Raw genomic sequence first — 16063 nt, 5'->3', positions numbered from 1 at the left:
TCGTCAACCAGATCATGGTTTAGCATGGCGTAGTGCTTTCATGCCTTTCTTTTGGCCTTACAAAGGAGTCTCCCCGTGAAAAAGATTATTGCCGTCCTTGCGATGTCCGGTTTGCTGTCCGCCGGTGTGCACGCTGTCGAGGAAGCCGCGCCGGCGACCGCCGAAACCACCGCGCCGGCCACCACCGGTGCTGAGACCACGACTGCTGGCGCGGGTGCAGGGGCCGGTGCCGCAGCCGGGGTGAGCGCCGGTGCCGTTGCGCTGGGCGCGGTGGCTGCTGCCGCGCTCGTCGCCGTAGCCAGTGACGATGACGATTCGTCGACCAGCCACGCCCCGACCAGCCACCACTGAGCAGTCGGTGCGGCAGTGCGATTGATGGCCTGATCCATTGCCCGATGTACAGATAGCCCGGTTCCAAACCGGGCTATTTGTTTGGATTGTCCCGTTCCCCCTCTCCTAAGCCGACCGGATATGTTCAAGCTGACCGCGATAACTGCTTGTTTTCTCGCTGCAATCCCTGCTTTTTCCCTGGCTGCCAACCCGAGCCTGGACGGCACCTCGGGCCTTGTCCATATGCCGGATGCGTGGGTGGGCGGGCATGACGACTGGCTGATCGGCTACAGCTACGGCGATCCCTACTCGGCGTTCTGGTCCTCGGTCACCCTGTTGCCGTGGCTGGAACTCTCGGCGACGTATACCCGGATTGCCGGTGTGCCGAGCGGTCTGGGCGGTGCCTATGGCGACAACAAGGACAAGTCCTTCGGGGCCAAGCTACGACTCATGGCGGAAGACGGCTGGTTGCCCGCACTGGCGATCGGCGCCAAGGATTTCCACGGCACCCGGTTGTTCCGCGCCCAGTACGTCGTGGCCAGCAAGCGCCTGGGTCCGCTCGATCTGAGCTTGGGCTATGGCACCGACCGGATCGATGGCGTATTCGGCGGCGCGCGCTGGCAGGTCAACGACAACTGGTCGGTCGTCGCGGAATACGATGCCACTGACTACCGGTACTCCCAGTCCGATCGCCGTTCCAAGGCCGGCAGCTATGACAAGGGCTACGCGGCCGGGCTCGAATACCGTTGGGGATGGCTGGGCGCGCAGGTGAGCTACAGCGAGCATGCCAAGCTTGGCGTGAACGCCTTTGTCGATATCCCGATGGACAGCAAGCGCTTCCTGCCGTTGATCCACGAGCCGCAGCCCTATATGGCGACGGTGGAGCGGCCGACCGAAGCGCAATGGCAGGGCGATCCGGCACTGCGCCAGCGCCTGGTCGATGCGCTGACGAGGCAGCAGTTCCGCAATATCGCGGTGCATTACCGCGCGGGCACGCTCAAGCTGTCCTTGTCGAACAGCCGGATCTCGGAAATGCACCGGGCGGTGGGGCGCGCGGCGCGGGTGGCGTTGGCGTTGGGGCCGGTGCAGACCCAGCGGCTGGAGATCACCTATGGCGTGGCCGACGTGCCGGTGGCCACCTATGCCTTTGCCGATGCGGACAAGCTGCAGGGGTATTTTTCCGGCGCTGTCGAACGCGCGGCACTTGAACCCACCGTCAGCGTCGCCTATGCCGACCCGGCCACATTGGCCGAAGTACACGATGACAGTCCGATGTGGGGCGCGTTCGACGAAGTGGGCCAGATGAAACTGGAGCTCATCGAAGACGGCGATGCGATCCGCCTCAAGGGGGAGGATGCCTCATCCAGCCGCATCCGCATCGCACCGGTGACGCGGTTCTTCTTCAACGATCCCAGCGGCATCCTGAAGTACGACGTCGGGGTGTCGGCGGGCTATCGCAAGCAGCTGGGCGAGCAGACCTATCTGAGCACGTCGGTGGTGGCTTCGGTGCTGGAGAACGTCAGCGATGTCACACAGCCTTCCAACAGCACGCTGCCGCATGTGCGCTCGGACATCGCCGACTACCTGGACGATGCGCCGGTGCGCCTGAACACGCTGTACCTGAACAAGACCTGGCATCTGGCGCCGCGTTGGTACGCGCGCGCCAGCGGCGGACTGTACGAGCAGATGTACGGTGGCGTCGGTGGGCAGGTGCTTTACTACCCGGCCGAGCAACCCTGGGCGCTGGACCTGAATGTGGACTGGGTGCGCCAGCGCGATACCGAAGGCTGGTTCGGTTTCAGGGACTACGACACGCTGACCGGTTTTGCCAACCTGCATGTGCGCCTGCCCTACGCGCTGACCGCCACCGCCCGGGTCGGCCGCTTCCTTGCCAAGGACGAAGGCGTGCGTTTCGAGTTGAAGCGGCGCTTTGCCAATGGCATCGAGATCGGCGGCTGGTACACCGTCACCAATGGTGACGACATCACCTCGCCTGGATCGCCATCGAGCCCCTATCGCGACAAGGGCGTCTTCGTCTCGATCCCGCTGACCATCATGCTGACCAAGGATACGCAGGCATCCGCCGCTGTGTCGCTGGCGCCATGGACACGCGATGTCGGCCAGATGGTGGCCTGGCCGGGCGACCTGTATGACCTGCTCGAGAAAAAAGCATTTGTAGACATGAATTCACCGGATTTGATGGATAATCTGCTGCGCTGAAGTAAAAGACTGTAGAAAGATTGTTCGCCGCTGCATATGGACGGCACAAATCCGGGTCCGGCCGGCACGGGTCGTCAGTTTCTTGCGTGGCTGCCCTGCGGTGTTGCATAGCAGCTGTGCAGAACAAGAAAGAGCGTTGTATCCCAATGAAAATCCTGAATATTGTGACCGCCGGTTTTTTCCTGCTCATGTTGCAGGCCGGCGTGGCAGCCGCACCGACCCCCTGCCTGTCGGGCACCGGCGATTGCCCGGTCGTGCCCGCGGGCCAGATGGAAGGCGCATTTCCGGCCCAGGGCGCGTACGCCATTCCCAATCTGCAGCAGCCGCTGCCGTGGCCGCCCGACGCCACCGGGGTCAGCCGGAGTCATGGTGCCGGGTTGATGCGCCACGATGCGGAAGAAACCCCGCTGTCGTGCGATGAGCTCAACCCGACCCCGGTCACGCCGGTTCCGGGCGGCAAGGTGGACACTCGCTGGCATGGTCGCACCGGCATGATCCAGCCCGGTCTTGCCGATCCTCAGCTCCTGCCCAAGACGCCGCCTGTGCCCAGGCTCACCAGCTTTCAGCGCTACCTCTGCCAGACCACCAACAAGCCATTGCCCGTGTTCGGCATCGCTGCACTGCGCGCTTCGGGCAGCCGAGTGCCGCTCGAAGGCGGCCAGGTGGCGCCGGACTACCGGCTGGGGGTGGGTGATACGTTTTCGCTGCGCATCTGGGGCCAGCTCGATGCCGATCTGGCACTTACGGTGGATCGCGCGGGCGCGGTGTTCATTCCGCGCGTCGGTACCGTGCGCGTGGTCGGGGTGAGCTTCGGCGAACTCAAGCCTTACCTGCAGAAGGAAATCGGCCGCGTGTTCCGCAACTTTGAACTCGCAGTCACCATGGGCCAGCTGAAGTCGGTGCAGGTATTCCTGGCCGGCCAGGTGAAGGCGCCGGGCAGCTACGCATTGCCGGCATTGAGCACTATTGTCAACGCGCTCGGCGCGGCAGGCGGGATTGCCGACACCGGCAGCCTGCGCAGGATCACCGTCAAGCGCGGTGGCAGGACGGTCCATACCTTCGATCTGTATCCGCTGCTGTTGGCGGGGGACAAGAGCGGCGACTGGTTGTTGCAGCCCGGCGACGTGGTGCACGTGGCCGCCGTCGGGCCGCAGGTGGCCATCTACGGCGGGGTCAAGGTGCCTGCGATCTACGAGCTCTCCGACGGCGAATCGTTGGCCCAGCTGCTGGACTGGGCCGGTGGATTGGATGGCTCGGGGCTGGACGGCCAACTGACGGTGGAGCGGGTCGATCGGCAGAAGAAAAGGGTGGTGGAGCAGACCACGATCGAGGCCGCCCCCGGCTTCAAGCTGGCAGCCGGAGATGTGGTGCAGGTCTACCAGCTGAGTCAGCAGGTGGAAAACCTGGTGATCCTGAAAGGACATGTGGCGCAGTCGCTGCGCATGCCCTGGTGGGAAGGCATGCGGGTCTCGGATCTGATCCCCAGCCGGCAGCTCGTGGTGGACCCGCAGTTCTGGCTGGGCAAACGCGAGCGCACGCAGGAGGCCGGGGCCGGGGAAGACCTGACGGCGAACCAGCTGCTCTCCAAATTCAGCGACCCGAACAACGAAGTGAACTGGGACTACGCCACCATCGAACGGGTGGACAGCGAGTACCGTTCACGGCTGATTCCGTTCAACCTGGCCCAGGCCCTGGCCGGTGAGCCGGCGCAGGATGTGCTGTTGCAGCCCGGCGACGTGGTGCATATCTTTTCCAAGGCGGAGATCCGGGTCGCTGGCAGCAGCCAGACCCGCTATATCCGGCTGGAGGGCGAAATCGCGGCCCCGGGGGTGTATGAGGTCGAGCCGGGCACCACCTTGCGCCAGCTGCTGGAACGGGTCGGAGGGCTGACCGGAGCCGCCTACCTGTATGGCGCCGAGTTCACCCGCGAGAGCGTCAAGCTCGAGCAGCGCAAGCAGATGGATCAGCTGGCCACCTTCCTTGAGGAGGCGGCGCAGGCGCAGGCGGTCGATACCGCGCAGAATGCGCTCAACGCCCAGGATGTGCCGGCGGCACAGGTGGCGGCGCAGCAGCAGATCGCCGCGGCCAAGCGCATCCGTGAGACACCGACCACCGGCCGCATCGTCTTGGGTCTGCGTGCGGGCGCCAGGATGGTGGGCGATATCCCCAACGTGTTGCTGGAGAACGGTGACCGCTTTTACGTGCCGGCGATCCCGGGCACGGTATCGGTGCTCGGCTCGGTATTCAGCAAGAACACGGCCTACCTGTTCGACGGCAAGCGGGAACTGGGCGAATACATTGCACTGGCCGGCGGCCCCACCCGCACCGCGGACGAAAGCAGCCTCTTCGTGATCCGCGCCGATGGCTCGGTGATCAGCAACCAGCAATCCACCTTCGGTCGCGTGGCCTCGCTGACTGCATTGCCCGGCGACACTGTGGTGGTGCCCGAGAAGGTGGACCGCAAGTCATTCGTGCGCAGCCTGCTCGACTGGACCCAGATCCTGGCCAATTTCGGCACCGGGGCGGCGGCGATCAAGGTGCTGGGTGACTAGGGCACACTGCCAGATGTGCGACGCAGGCACGAACACGTTGATTTTCAGGAGCTTAGCGGCAGTGGATGGCCTTCTTCTGACACTGCCCAGTCGTGCAACCCATGACGACAGACCCCACGGCAATGGATGAAAAGCAAGTGCAAGCAAAAGCCATGAGTACGGAAGTGAGCGTGTTCGCGGTGTGTTCCACGCTCTGGCCTTATCGGCGCGTGATCGCAGGGGTTGGTGCCCTGGCGGCTGTCGTTGCCATCATCTATGCGTTGCTGCAGCCGAATGTCTACAGCGCCAAGACCACGATTATGCCACCGCAGCAGCAGCAATCCGCCGCTGCTGCCATCCTGGCCCAGCTTGGCGGATTGGCCGCCGGTGCTTCGATCGGGCTGAAGAATCCCAATGATCTGTACGTATCGGTGCTGAAAAGCCGACGTGTCATGGGGAAAATCGCCAAGCAATTCGGATTGCAGGCGCGATACAAGACGGAAACCCGGGACGAAACGCTGCGCCGACTTGAGCTGGTTACCGATATTGCGTCGGGCAAGGATGGATTGATCACGATCCAGGTGACCGACAAGGACGCGAAACAAGCGGCGGCGATAGCGAATGCCTATGTGTCGGGCTTGCGGGAGGTGACCGGTTTCCTTGCGGTCAGTAGTGCCGCACAGCGCCGACTGTTCTATGAACAGCAGCTGAAGGCCACGAAGAACCGGTTGGCTTCAGCCGAAGTTGCCCTGACCAATATCCAGGCCAAAACCGGGATTCTGGAGCTTGAAGCGCAAGGGCGCGCCACCTTGGAGGCTGTCGCGGCACTGCGTGCAGAGATTGCATCAAGAGAGGTCAAACTTTCCATGATGCGCCAGGCATTCACCAACGAGAATCCGGAACTGCAGCGCGAACTGGCGTCTGTGGCGGAGTTGCGTGGGCAGCTTGCGCAGCTTCTCGGGCGCTATCCCGACCATGATATGGCCATCTTGCCACGCTCGGCAGTGCCCAAGGCCGGTTTGGAATATATACGGGCGCTGCGGGAAGTGAAATACAACGAGCTGTTGCTGGAAACCTTGGCCAAGCAATTTGAAATTGCACGCTTGGACGAGGCCAATGAAGGCGTGCTGGTCCAGGTTATTGATACAGCGCTTCCTCCGGAAAAGAAATCCGGCCCCAGGCGTGCACTCATTGTTATTTTCAGCACGATCCTGGCTGTTGTTCTTGCATGTGGGTTTATATTGGGTCGGGCAAGCTGGTTGGAGTACAACCAGCTTCGAAAAGCGTAATCAGTTATTTGAAAAGAGGGGTATATGGATCTGAGTCAACTGAAGGTAGCCATTATCGGTCTTGGCTATGTTGGCTTGCCTTTGGCGGTTGAATTCGGCAAGAAGCGCTCGGTAGTCGGCTTCGATATCAGTACTGAGCGTATCGAACAACTTCGCGCCGGTATGGACTTTACCCTGGAGACGACGCGCGAGGAGCTGCTTGCCGCGGAAAGACTGAGCCTGACCACCGATATCGATGCACTGCGCGATTGCAACTGTTTTATCGTGACGGTACCGACCCCGATCGACCGGCACCGCCAACCTGATCTCATCCCGTTAATCAAAGCCAGCGAGACAGTGGGGCGTGTGCTCAAGCCCGGGGATATCGTGATCTATGAATCCACTGTCTACCCCGGTTGCACCGAAGAAGACTGTGTGCCGGTGCTGGAGCGGATCTCCGGCCTCAAATTCAACCGGGATTTCTTCGCCGGATACAGCCCCGAACGCATCAATCCGGGTGACAAGGAACATCGCGTGACCACGATACGCAAGGTGACCTCGGGGTCCACCCCCGAAGTGGCCGAACTTGTCGATGCGCTCTACCGCGAAATCATCGTTGCCGGTACCCATCAGGCGCCTAGCATCAAGGTGGCCGAAGCGGCAAAGGTCATCGAAAACACCCAGCGGGATCTGAATATCGCCTTGATGAACGAGCTGGCCGTGATCTTCAACAAGATGGGCATCGATACCGAGGCCGTGTTGCAGGCGGCGGGCACCAAATGGAATTTCCTGCCGTTCCGCCCTGGTCTTGTGGGCGGGCATTGCATCGGGGTCGACCCGTATTACCTGACCCACAAGGCCCAGGCGATCGGCTATCACCCGGAAATCATCCTGGCGGGCCGCCGGCTCAACGACGGCATGGCCGCGTACGTCGCGGGGCAGCTGATCAAAGCCATGACCAAGAAGCGCATCCAGGTGGATGGTGCACGCATCCTGGTGCTGGGGTTGACCTTCAAGGAAAACTGTCCGGATCTGCGCAATACCAAGGTGGTGGATATCGTGCGTGAGCTGCAGGAGTACAACTGCACAGTGGACGTATACGACCCGTGGGTCGACGCACGGGAGGCGGAGCACGAGTACGGCTTGACACCGGTGAGCGAGCCGCAAAACGGCGTCTATGACGCGATCGTGATGGCGGTGGCGCATCGCCAGTTCAAGGAAGCCGGCGTGGCGCAGACCCGCGGCTACGGTAAGAGCAGCCACGTGCTGTACGACCTGAAATATGTATTCCCGGCAGCCGTCAGCGACCTTCGCCTTTGAGAAAAACCGTGACTCCTTTTGAAACAACGCAAGCCGCGCTGCGTGCGGCGCCCAGGACCTGGTTGATCACCGGCGTCGCCGGGTTCATCGGCAGCAATCTGCTTGAAACCCTGCTCAAACTGGATCAGCGGGTCGTGGGCCTGGACAACTTCGCCACCGGGCATCAGCGCAATCTGGATGAAGTCCGTGGTCTGGTTTCACCCGAGCAATGGACGCGCTTTCGTTTCATCGAAGGGGATATCCGGGTTTTGGAAGACTGCCAACGCGCATGCAGGGAAGTGGACTATGTGCTACACCAGGCGGCCCTGGGCAGCGTGCCTCGCAGCGTGGCTGACCCCATCACCACCAACGCCGCCAATATCACGGGCTTCCTGAACATGCTGGTCGCTGCGCGTGATGCGCAGGTGAAGCGGTTCGTCTATGCCGCCTCCAGCTCCACCTATGGCGACCACCCAGGCCTGCCCAAGGTGGAGGACGTGATCGGCAAGCCGCTGTCGCCGTATGCGGTCACCAAATACGTGAATGAGCTGTATGCCGATGTCTTTGGCAAGACCTATGGCCTGCAATCGATCGGTTTGCGCTATTTCAATGTGTTCGGCCCACGACAGGACCCGGATGGCGCCTACGCGGCGGTGATTCCCAAGTGGACCGCCGCCATGATCGGCAACGAGCCCATCCATATCAACGGGGATGGCAAGACCAGCCGGGATTTCTGCTTCATCGAGAACGTGATCCAGGCCAACCTGCTGTCCGCCACGGTGCAGGACAAGGCGGCCTGCAATCAGGTGTACAACGTGGCAGTGGGTGGACGCACCACGCTGTTGCAGCTGTTTGCCGCCATCCAGGAGGCGCTGGCAGCCGAAGACATCAGCTACCGGCAACAACCGCTACATCGCGACTTCAGAGCCGGCGATGTGCGTCACTCGCAAGCGGCGATCGGCAAGGCGGAATCCCTGCTTGGCTATGCACCCCGGTATGCATTGGCAGACGGCATCAAGCTTGCCATGCCCTGGTACATCCGCCGGCTGAAAAGCTGCTGAGCATCCCGCTGCATACGAGCAAGGGTCTGGAAAAGCATTGATATGGCCAACAACAGCAAACCGATTTATGTAACCCAACCCTACCTGCCGCCGCTGGAGGAATTCGTTCCCTACCTAGAGCAGATCTGGGAGGGCAAGGTGCTGACCAATGGCGGCCCTTTCCATCAGCAGCTGGAAGCGGCGCTGTGTGCGTATCTGGGTGTAAAGCATATCTCGCTGTTCAGCAACGGCACGATCGCCCTGGTGACCGCCTTGCAGGCACTACGGATTACCGGCGAGGTGATCACCACACCTTATTCCTTTGTCGCAACGGCCCACTCGCTGCTTTGGAACGGGATCAAGCCAGTATTCGTGGATATCGATCCCGTTACGCTGAACCTTGACCCAGCAAAGATCGAAGCTGCCATCACGCCACAGACGACGGCCATCATGCCGGTGCATTGCTACGGCAATCCATGCGACATCGATGCGATACAGCGGATTGCAGACAATTACAATCTCAAGGTGATCTACGACGCTGCCCATGCCTTTGGCGTTGAACTGGTCTCCGGTAGCGTATTGAACCATGGTGACCTCTCCGTATTGAGCTTTCATGCAACCAAGGTATTCAATACCTTCGAGGGCGGTGCAATCATTTGCCCGGATGACAAGATCAAGCTGCGCATCGATCGGCTGAAGAACTTCGGCTTCGTCGACGAGGTGACGGTGGTCGCCCCGGGCATCAACGGCAAGATGAGCGAGATCAACGCGGCCTTCGGCCTATTGCAACTGCAGCATATCGACCAGGCGCTGGAGCGGCGCAAAGCGATTGATACACGATATCGCCAGGCATTGCAGCACGTGCCAGGCATCCGTTGCTTGCAAAGGGCAGGGCAGGAGCGGGCCAATTATTCCTATTTTCCCATCCTGGTCGGGTCGGAATATCCGCTGAGTCGGGACGGGCTTTACCAGAAGCTGAAGGACGCCGGCATCTATTCACGCCGCTATTTCTATCCGCTGATCACTGAGTTCCCGATGTATCGCGGCCTGCCTTCCGCCGATCGTGACAATCTGCCTGTGGCGAGTGCCGTGGCGCAGCAGGTGCTTTGTCTGCCGATCTATCCTGGTCTGGATGAGGAAAATCTGACCAGGATCATTGACCTGCTGGCCGGGGTGGCCCGTTGAAACTGGCGATCATGCAGCCGTATTTCTTCCCGTATATCGGCTACTTCCAGTTGCTGTCCCAGGTGGACAAGTTCGTATTCTACGACGATGTCAATTACATTAAGAGCGGCTGGATCAACAGGAATCGCCTGTTCCTCAATCATGAGGTTCGATACATCACGGTACCTGTCCTGAGTGCCAGCTCATTTGTAAAGATCAACAAAACTCTGGTCAGACCGGGAGTGGACTGGGTGGAATCGCTTTTCGCATCGCTCCGCCAATCCTATCGCCGAGCGCCTTACTTCGAGCCCGTGACGATGTTGATCCGTGAAGTGTTTGAAGAGAATGACGGTACGATAGGGGATGTCGCGCGCCGTAGCGTGATGGCTGTTGCCGATTATCTCGGCCTGGAGCGGCAATGGGTGCTTTCCTCCAGCAGCTATGGGAACGACGACAAGAGAAGCGTTGACCGTATTGTCGATATCTGTGCCAAGGAAGCGGTCGGGGAATACTGGAACCTGCCTGGAGGAAAATCCCTGTATCGCCAGGAGGATTTCGACAGCATTGGTGTACGTCTCGGGTTCGTCGATGTCACCCTTCCCTCTTACCCTCAATTCGCTCCTGAATTCGTCCCAGGGTTGTCGATCATCGACGCATTGATGTTCAATGATAAGGACGAGGTCTGCCGCATGCTGGAGGGCGCCAAGTGAAAAAAGCGTCATGCTAGAGGGTCTGATGAGAATAAGCTCCGGGATGGTAAGGCTTATCCAGGCTGAGCCACATCTGCTTGCCGATACCCTCCACACCAATCTGGAGGACTATCTCAAGAAGATCGATGCCAACGCTGAAATCATTGTTCACGATGCTCCTGGGCAATGTGCCGGACTGACTTTCTTCTATTGCAACGACATGGTGGCAAAGCGCTGCTTTGTCAGCATGCTCATCGTTTCCCCTGCGTACCGGCGCCAAGGCATTGCCAGATCGATGTTGGGGTATGTGATGTCAATTGCCGTTGCGAGGGGTTTCAAGACGTGCGAGCTTGAGGTCAAGCAGTGCAATCGCGCCGCCATTGATCTATATGATGGCCTGGGTTTCGTTGCAGTCCAGCAGCGCGACACCAAGATTCTGATGCAGAAAGAATTGATGAAATGCTAGATCTGTCTATAGGGCGCGATATATCCGGTCACCCACACTGCTCCACATGTCGGGCTCGGAAAAGATCATGAGCAGCGCTTACGTGGAGACGATGCCAAAACTGACGGTATGTATCTCCGTATACAACCATGCGCAGTATATTGCCCAATGCCTTGAATCCTTGCTGGACCAGGATCGGCCATTTCCAATCGAAATATTGGTTGGCAACGATTGCTCGAAAGATGCGAGTGCACAGGTCCTTTCGCGCTTCCAGGAAAACCATCCAGGCGTTGTGCGCGTCTTCAATCACGAGCGCAACATCGGTGCTGCCGCCAACTACTTGTTTCTGCACGCGCAGGCACGTGGCCAATATGTGGCCCATCTTGATGGCGACGATTACGCGCTCCCTGGAAAATTGGTCAGGCAGGTGGCTTTCCTGGACGCACACCCGGAATGCATCATGGTGGCACACCAAGTGTGGCTCGAGGACATGGCGTCTGGCGAACGCTACGGGCACTACTTGAATTTCCCCGCTCCGCCCGTCTCCGATTTGTTGTACCTGGTCGAGCATAGCTGCTTTTTTGCGCATAGCAGCAAGATGTATCGCAGGGTGGCGAACACCTATGCACAAGTACCGGATGATTGCGCCGATTTCTGGTTGCATGTATGGCACGCGTCGCAAGGCAAGGTTGGATATATCGATGAGCCTTTGGGGGTCTACCGTACCCGCAACCCCAATTCCATGACTGGCAGCGCCAGCCCTTGGCGGAACGCAATCCTGGAAAGCCATCTGCAGGCATATGATCTTGCCGGTACACTGGGTATCCGGCAATCCAGGATTGTGCAGTTGAAAGCGATCTTCGCACTTGACCACGCATTGAGGATGCTCAGATTAGGGGATTTTGCGTCATTCAAGAGTTGGCTGGATCGTAGCTGGGATTTCTGCCCCCATGTTTCAAAGAAACAGGTGCTGGCCTTTCGCCTGAAATACCTTCCCGCTCTATTGAGGACGTGTTATGAGGTGAATCTCAGGCTGAAGTCGATGCTGAAGATGATTTGATGCTGCTGAAAAACGTATTCGCCAACTATGCAGGGCAGATCTTCATCACTGCGATGGGGATATTGATTGCTCCGTACTATGTGAGCCAACTCGGCGTCGAGGCTTATGGCATAGTCGGGTTTTCCATCATGCTGCAAGGCTGGTTTGTGCTGATCGATATGGGTCTGAGCCCGACGCTTGGACGAGCCAGCGCATGTTTTCACGCAAAGCAGCTTGGTCACCACGAGATGTCGACGCTTTTCGTAACCATCGAGCGTGCCTTCTGGCTAATGGGCGGGCTCGTCTTCCTGGGGCTGGTTGCAGCATCCGGCAGGATTGGTGCGGATTGGCTGAAAGCCGAGCATCTGCCGTTCCAGACGGTGCAATGGTCGATTGGTATCATTGCCGCAATGCTGGCCAGTCGCTGGTTGACCAGCCTTTATCGTGGCGGGCTCACCGGATTCGAGTTGCATATCTGGATCAACAAGTTCAATTTCATGTTCGGGATCCTGCGCTATGTGCTGGTGATTCCGTTGCTTTGGATCTATCCAAGCATTCTTGTCTTCCTGTTTTTCCAATTGCTGGTTTCCATCATCGAGGCTTTTTCCTTCCGCTCGAAACTGCTTGCCCAGATCAAACCCCAAGCAGTCGATTTCTCCATCGATGTATTGCGCAGCAACCTGTCTTTTGCCGGATCGCTTGCGTTTACGACGGTGGTCTGGCTATTGGTTACACAGCTTGACAAGTTCCTCCTTTCCGGGCTTATGCCGCTTAAGGAGTATGGTTACTTCACGTTGGCAATTTCCGCAGCGGCCGGCGTACAGACCGCCCTTGCGCCGCTGCAAACGGTATTGCAACCCAGGTTCAACATCCTGTTTGCACAGGGGGAGCGCAACGCATTCCTGGCGCTGTATCAGCTGGGGGTCGACGTCATCATGACAATTGCCATTCCATTGCTGTGCCTGCTCGTCTTCTTCAGCGAGGGACTGCTCTGGATATGGACCGGCAAGCCCGATATCGTGGAAAGCGCTTCCTTTTACTTGCGTTGGTACGGCGTTGGCAACGTATTTGTCGCAGTACTGGTCCTGCCTTATTTTCTCCAATTTGCCTCCGGCAAAATGGCCTACCATCTCAGGGTCAATATTTTTTATGCGTTGATCGCCATTCCTGCCCTCGTCCTGGCCGCATATAGCAGACAGGGGCATGGTACAGCCCTGGTGTGGGCCTTCGGAAATGGAATCATGGCGTTGCTGTGGCCGCTCTTCATCCATTCAAAATTCCTTCCCGAGATCAAATCCTATTGGTTTCTACGCGCGACTTGGTTGCCCGGTTGTCTGACGTGCCTGATTGCCTGGTCGATCACGATGACATTTGAACTGCCTCGTCATCGGTCCAATGCATTACTGGCCATCTTTGCCATATGGATGATCCTGGTCATCTTGAATGTTGCAATTCGACCCCGGTTGCGAGAACTGTTGACCCGTATCATCGCGAGGATTGGAAATGAGCGTGCTCGCAGTTTCTAAGATCTCGCTACAGTATCTTGTCCTGTTCGTTTTGATGTATGCACCCAACTTCAAGTTGACAGGTGATTCTGCCAGTCTGGCGATATTGGCCATTTCCATGGCGTTGTGCATCAATCAATGGCCGCGACTGATGCACTATGTGAATTGGAATCAGCTTCGTTTTGCCTTCATGCTTTTCTTTGCATATTTGTCCGTGCAGTTGATCGCATTGTTTGGCAGGGGCGATCTGACTGCCTTTTCGACAGTCAAGGCCTACATATTCTTCTTTGTTCCTTGCAGCATGTTTCTCCTGGGGTCCATCTGCGCAGATCATAAAGAACCTTTTTCAAGAATCTGTCTGATGCTGACCAGGATGGGAACATTCCAGGCCGTATGTATCATATTGGATTTCTTCTTTCCCTTGATGCGTTCACTTTTCTCGATGATTGTGGTACAGCATCCGGCATTGGAATATTCCCTGGTCCGGGCAGGTGGGCTCAGCTCCTCCACCGGGGATACGCTTTCCTTCATACAGGCGTTTCTGGGCATCATTGCCATCAATCTATATCTTGAGAACAGGATAGGTGGCCGATTCTTCTCGATTGCCTATTTTCTCAATGTGATCTCGATGCTGTTCGTCGGCAGAACCGGCCTGATGCTGTTGTTCATTGGGAGTTTGATCCTGCCTTTGCTGAAGCTGGGCTTGCTGCGAAGCATCAGATTCTGGAGCGCGGGCTTGATGCTGTCGGCACTTCTTTTCGTTGGTATTTTCCTGATGCTGCCGGGGGAGTTGAGATCATTCATGCAGGAGAAATTGCTTCCTTATGCGTTGGAAATATTCTATTCGGCCTTCAATGAAGGCAGTCTGGAAAGCGGCTCCACCAACGATATGCTGGAGAACATGATCGTCTTTCCAGTGGAGCAGTGGGCCTGGCTATTCGGATACGGCATTTTCCTCGACCCAGTGATCGACGCATACAATTATATGGGAACGGATATTGGGTATTTGCGGATCATATTCTACTGCGGTCTGGTCGGCTCCATCGTGCTCTATGGCGGATTTCTTTCCTCGTTCCTTCGCGCCTACTTCCAGAACAGGCACTCCTCGGGCCCCTTGTTGTTGGTGCTTGGACTGATGTTTTTCGTTGCCAACATCAAGGTTGCCGTTTTCTTTTTTGGCCCATTTGTTTCACTGTTCTTTCTGATGCTTTCTTCTTCAAAGATGGAGCAAGGCGTCTTGCAGAAGTCCACGATTTCAGCCCAACAGTGGCGTCGCCTGCTGTCTTCCAAAAAAATCGGTTGAATCAAAAGAACGCACAGAATGCTTCCCCACTCGATCGAACATGACTTCAGGATATTTTCAAGTGTTTGATAAATGCGCTTTCGGAACGTTTCAAGTGAATCTGTGGTGATGCGTGCGCAGCGCCATATTTTATTGCTGATTCACTCCATGGCTGGAGGCGGGGCGGAGCGAGTCACAACGCGGCTGGCAAGTGAATGGATCAAATCCGGCCATGCCGTGACGATCCTGACGGTTGCTGGAAAGGATCTGGACTGCTATCCCATTCCGAACGGGGTGGTGCGGCATGCCCTGGACATTGCACGCGATTCAAAAGGGATGTTCGATGCAATAAAGCTGAACATTCAAAGACTGGTCGCTGTCCGCCGCTATATTCGAAAGACACGGCCTGATATCGTTATTGGTATGATGGCGACGGCGGGCATTGTCGCCGGCCTTGCCACTTTCGGACTGCCTTGCCGCACAATTTCGGCCGAAAGGGCATATCCTGCAATGTTGCCGCTTGGAAGACTCTGGGCGCGGCTGCGTCGCCTTGTCTATCCCAGATTGTCCTCAGTCGTCGTGCAAACTTCAGCTGCTGCCAGCTGGATGCATACACATGTGCCCAAAGCTGCCGTGCATGTTATCCCGAACCCGATCGTCTGGCCCTTGGAGCGGCTTTCTCCACACATCGATCCACAGGAATTTGTCACCTCCAACGTCAGGACCGTCCTGGCGGTAGGCCGTCTTTCACCCGAAAAGCAGTTTTCAATCCTGATTCATGCATTTGCCGAGGCCGCCGCGGGGCTGCAGGATTGGCAATTGGTCATTTTGGGCGCGGGCCCCGAGCGGGCTGCCCTACAGGCGTTGGCGGCGAAGCTGGCCATTCCGGATCGTGTCTTGTTTCCAGGGCGGGCAGGCAATGTCGCGGATTGGTACAAGCGTGCGGATATCTTTGTCTTGAGTTCGTTATACGAAGGTTTTCCCAATGCGCTGGTCGAAGCCATGGCCAGTGGTTGTGCCGTGGTCAGTTTCGATTGCCTTGCAGGGCCCGCGGATTTGGTTACCCACAATCATGATGGTGTGCTCGTGCCCCCAGACAGCGCTCAAGAGGGCCTCGCCGCTGCAATCCGCGCGCTGATTCTGGACGAAGGGCGCCGTTCGGCATTGAGTGCGGCAGCGCTTGCGGTGAGGGAGCGATTGGCGATTGCCGTCATTGCAGCAAAGTGGGAATCCATATTCGATCAAGCCTAG

The 16063-nt window shown here is 58.0% G+C and carries 13 protein-coding genes; all 13 read left to right on the top strand.

Annotated elements, in window-relative coordinates; genetic code table 11:
- The first annotated feature begins 75 nt into the window (after window positions 1–75).
- The 13 genes from N8I74_RS14350 to N8I74_RS14290 all read left to right on the top strand — a co-directional run bounded on the left by N8I74_RS14350 (window position 76) and on the right by N8I74_RS14290 (window position 16063).
- Window positions 76–351 carry a hypothetical protein gene (locus N8I74_RS14350; protein WP_263123789.1) on the top strand — a complete coding sequence of 92 codons (276 nt, stop codon included), beginning with the start codon at window positions 76–78 and terminating at the stop codon, window positions 349–351.
- A gap of 120 nt (window positions 352–471) precedes the next feature.
- Complete coding sequence (locus tag N8I74_RS14345) at window positions 472–2550, top strand: YjbH domain-containing protein (RefSeq protein ID WP_263123788.1); 2079 nt, start codon at window positions 472–474, stop codon at window positions 2548–2550.
- A gap of 146 nt (window positions 2551–2696) precedes the next feature.
- The gene (locus N8I74_RS14340) at window positions 2697–5102 is read left to right on the top strand and encodes an SLBB domain-containing protein (RefSeq protein ID WP_263123787.1); all 2406 of its coding nucleotides are present in this window, start codon (window positions 2697–2699) and stop codon (window positions 5100–5102) included.
- 101 nt (window positions 5103–5203) lie between these two features.
- On the top strand, window positions 5204–6370 hold the full coding sequence (locus N8I74_RS14335; protein WP_263123786.1) for a GumC family protein: 1167 nt from the start codon (window positions 5204–5206) through the stop codon (window positions 6368–6370).
- A 24-nt stretch (window positions 6371–6394) separates the two neighbouring features.
- Window positions 6395–7669, top strand: a complete 1275-nt coding sequence (gene tviB / locus N8I74_RS14330; RefSeq protein WP_263123785.1) for a Vi polysaccharide biosynthesis UDP-N-acetylglucosamine C-6 dehydrogenase TviB — start codon at window positions 6395–6397, stop codon at window positions 7667–7669.
- 8 nt (window positions 7670–7677) lie between these two features.
- On the top strand, window positions 7678–8709 hold the full coding sequence (locus N8I74_RS14325; protein WP_263123784.1) for an NAD-dependent epimerase/dehydratase family protein: 1032 nt from the start codon (window positions 7678–7680) through the stop codon (window positions 8707–8709).
- Between the two features lie 42 nt (window positions 8710–8751).
- Window positions 8752–9873 carry a dTDP-4-amino-4,6-dideoxy-D-glucose aminotransferase VioA gene (gene vioA, locus N8I74_RS14320; protein ID WP_263123783.1) on the top strand — a complete coding sequence of 374 codons (1122 nt, stop codon included), beginning with the start codon at window positions 8752–8754 and terminating at the stop codon, window positions 9871–9873.
- Window positions 9870–10562 (top strand): WbqC family protein, encoded by a 693-nt coding sequence (locus N8I74_RS14315; RefSeq protein WP_263123782.1) that lies wholly within the window; start codon window positions 9870–9872, stop codon window positions 10560–10562. The genes vioA and N8I74_RS14315 overlap by 4 nt, the downstream gene beginning before the upstream one ends.
- 25 nt (window positions 10563–10587) lie before the next feature.
- Entirely contained in the window at window positions 10588–11007 is a 420-nt protein-coding gene (locus tag N8I74_RS14310) for a GNAT family N-acetyltransferase (RefSeq protein ID WP_263123781.1), read from the top strand.
- Window positions 11008–11074: 67 nt separating this feature from the next.
- On the top strand, window positions 11075–12046 hold the full coding sequence (locus tag N8I74_RS14305) for a glycosyltransferase family 2 protein (RefSeq protein ID WP_263123780.1): 972 nt from the start codon (window positions 11075–11077) through the stop codon (window positions 12044–12046).
- On the top strand, window positions 12046–13551 hold the full coding sequence (locus N8I74_RS14300; protein WP_263123779.1) for a lipopolysaccharide biosynthesis protein: 1506 nt from the start codon (window positions 12046–12048) through the stop codon (window positions 13549–13551). Before N8I74_RS14305 ends, N8I74_RS14300 begins: the two co-directional genes overlap by 1 nt.
- Window positions 13529–14833 carry a hypothetical protein gene (locus tag N8I74_RS14295; protein ID WP_263123778.1) on the top strand — a complete coding sequence of 435 codons (1305 nt, stop codon included), beginning with the start codon at window positions 13529–13531 and terminating at the stop codon, window positions 14831–14833. Before N8I74_RS14300 ends, N8I74_RS14295 begins: the two co-directional genes overlap by 23 nt.
- 72 nt (window positions 14834–14905) lie before the next feature.
- The gene (locus tag N8I74_RS14290; RefSeq protein WP_263123777.1) at window positions 14906–16063 is read left to right on the top strand and encodes a glycosyltransferase family 4 protein; all 1158 of its coding nucleotides are present in this window, start codon (window positions 14906–14908) and stop codon (window positions 16061–16063) included.

The organism is Chitiniphilus purpureus (assembly GCF_025642115.1).
GTDB lineage: Bacteria > Pseudomonadota > Gammaproteobacteria > Burkholderiales > Chitinibacteraceae > Chitiniphilus > Chitiniphilus purpureus.
Note: the sequence above shows the minus strand (reverse complement) of the source record. Positions and strands in the feature narration are given on the sequence as shown.

Coding starts and splice junctions, on each gene's coding strand:
- N8I74_RS14345 (WP_263123788.1), top strand. CDS start 472: ATGTTCAAGCTGACCGCGATAACTGCTTGTTTTCTCGCTGCAATCCCT.
- N8I74_RS14340 (WP_263123787.1), top strand. CDS start 2,697: ATGAAAATCCTGAATATTGTGACCGCCGGTTTTTTCCTGCTCATGTTG.
- N8I74_RS14335 (WP_263123786.1), top strand. CDS start 5,204: ATGACGACAGACCCCACGGCAATGGATGAAAAGCAAGTGCAAGCAAAA.
- tviB (WP_263123785.1), top strand. CDS start 6,395: ATGGATCTGAGTCAACTGAAGGTAGCCATTATCGGTCTTGGCTATGTT.
- vioA (WP_263123783.1), top strand. CDS start 8,752: ATGGCCAACAACAGCAAACCGATTTATGTAACCCAACCCTACCTGCCG.
- N8I74_RS14310 (WP_263123781.1), top strand. CDS start 10,588: ATGAGAATAAGCTCCGGGATGGTAAGGCTTATCCAGGCTGAGCCACAT.
- N8I74_RS14305 (WP_263123780.1), top strand. CDS start 11,075: ATGAGCAGCGCTTACGTGGAGACGATGCCAAAACTGACGGTATGTATC.
- N8I74_RS14300 (WP_263123779.1), top strand. CDS start 12,046: ATGCTGCTGAAAAACGTATTCGCCAACTATGCAGGGCAGATCTTCATC.
- N8I74_RS14295 (WP_263123778.1), top strand. CDS start 13,529: ATGAGCGTGCTCGCAGTTTCTAAGATCTCGCTACAGTATCTTGTCCTG.
- N8I74_RS14290 (WP_263123777.1), top strand. CDS start 14,906: ATGCGCTTTCGGAACGTTTCAAGTGAATCTGTGGTGATGCGTGCGCAG.